This window comes from Variovorax glucosi, assembly GCF_051216695.1.
In the GTDB taxonomy this organism is placed as follows: domain Bacteria; phylum Pseudomonadota; class Gammaproteobacteria; order Burkholderiales; family Burkholderiaceae_C; genus Variovorax.
In genome coordinates this window covers 1-1,733 of the sequence record NZ_JBPJZE010000039.1, presented here as the reverse complement: position 1 = coordinate 1,733, position 1,733 = coordinate 1, and the positions used below count along the sequence as shown (strand labels likewise).

2 protein-coding genes are annotated in these 1,733 nt (G+C 68.5%); both read left to right on the top strand.

All coding sequences use genetic code 11. From position 1 onward, the window contains the following. Nucleotides 1-137 precede the first annotated feature (137 nt). Nucleotides 138-920, top strand: coding sequence for an SDR family oxidoreductase (locus ACSFA3_RS22590; protein ID WP_435464263.1), 783 nt, complete (start codon nucleotides 138-140; stop codon nucleotides 918-920). A gap of 77 nt (nucleotides 921-997) precedes the next feature. After that, nucleotides 998-1,733: DMT family transporter (locus tag ACSFA3_RS22585; protein ID WP_435507720.1), on the top strand; the 736-nt coding region annotated here is incomplete at its 3' end.

The window sequence follows — 1,733 nt, the reverse complement described above, 5'->3', positions numbered from 1 at the left end:
GTTGGGTCGATAATGATTTTTCGAGGCGCGGGGCTTCCCGGGTTGCGGGGCATTTTATGCGGCGTCCACGGGCGGTCCGTGTCACTCGTGGGCGGGGCGCTTGGGCGTCACCTGCGCGACTCCACAGGATTCAGTTCATGGCTTACAGCATCGATCTTTCCGGCCGCGTGGCCTTCGTCACCGGCGCTTCCAGCGGGCTCGGCGCCCAGTTCGCGAAAACCCTTGCCCGCGCGGGCGCCGCCGTGGTGCTGGCCAGCCGCCGCGTCGAGAAGCTCAAGGAGTTGCGCGCACGCATCGAGGGCGAGGGCGGCGACGCCCACGTGGTCGAGCTCGACGTAACCGATATCGGCAGCATCAAGGCGGCAGTCGCACGCGCCGAGACCGAGGTGGGCGCCATCGACATCCTGGTCAACAACTCGGGCGTGAGCACCACGCAGCGCCTGCAGGACGTGACGCCCGACGACTACGACTACATCTTCGACACCAACGTGAAGGGATCTTTCTTCGTGGCGCAAGAAGTGGGCAAGCGCATGCTGGCGCGCGCCAAGGGCACGGCGCCGGGCACCTACATCGGCGGGCGCATCATCAACATTGCGTCGGCTGCCGCGCTCAAGGTCATGCCGCAGATCGGCACCTACTGCATGAGCAAGATCGCGGTGGTGCAGATGACCAAAGCCATGGCGCTCGAATGGGGCCGCTTCGGCATCAACGTGAATGCGCTGTGCCCGGGCTACATCACGACCGAGCTCAACGAGGAGCACTGGAGCACCGAAGGCGGCGCCAAGCTGGTCAACATGCTGCCGCGCAAGCGCGTGGGCAAGCCCGAGGACCTGGACGGCCTGATCGTGCTGCTGGCCAGCGGCCAGAGCCATTTCGTGAACGGCGCCGTCATCGCGGCCGACGACGGGTTCGCGCTCTGAGTCCGCGGGCTTGGGTTGGCATTGCGGCCGGGCTGGCCGCGGGTGCGCTCTGGGGCCTGACCTTCGTGGCGCCGCGCATGGTGGGCCACTTCGGCATGGTCGACATCACGGCCTCGCGCTTCGCGGTGTTCGGTGCTGTCTCGGCGCTGGCCGTGTTCGCGCGGCCGGCTGCAGTGCGCTGGCCGAACGGGCGACAAGCGCTCGCGGCGCTGGGGCTCAGCGTGCTGGGCTTCACCGGCTATTACCTGCTGCTGGCCTTCGGCATCGCGGCGGCCGGCACTGAAGTGCCCAGCCTCATCATCGGCACGATCCCCGTCTGGATGATGCTGCTGGGCCGGCCCGCGGGCCTGCGCATGCGCGCGCTGCTGCCGGGACTGCTGCTCACGGGCGCGGGCATTGCGCTGATGATCTACGGCGCGTGGTCCGCGCAGCACGGCGCAGGCAGTGGTGGCGCCCGCTTCGGCTGGGGCATTGCACTGGCGCTGGCCGCGATGGCAAGCTGGACGGTGTACGGCCTGCTCAACGCCGCCTGGCTGCAGCGCCACACCGAGCTCAACGCAACCGACTGGGCCAACTGGCTCGGCGTGGCGACCGGCCTGGGCGCCTTGCTGCTGTGGGCTGTTGCGGGCAGCGACGTGTCTACGCTCCGGGCGCAGCCCGACGGCATGCTGTTCGTGTGGATCGCGCTGGCGAGCGGCTTCGGCTCGTCGTGGCTGGCGACCATTCTCTGGAACGTCGCGAGCCAGCGCCTGTCCGCCAGCCTGTGCGGCCAGCTGATCGTCAGCGAGACGCTGTTCGCGCTCTTCTATTCCT

Bases quoted from the DNA above. Each gene is read 5' to 3' on its own strand.
- ACSFA3_RS22590 (WP_435464263.1), top strand. From the start codon at position 138: ATGGCTTACAGCATCGATCTTTCCGGCCGCGTGGCCTTCGTCACCGGC.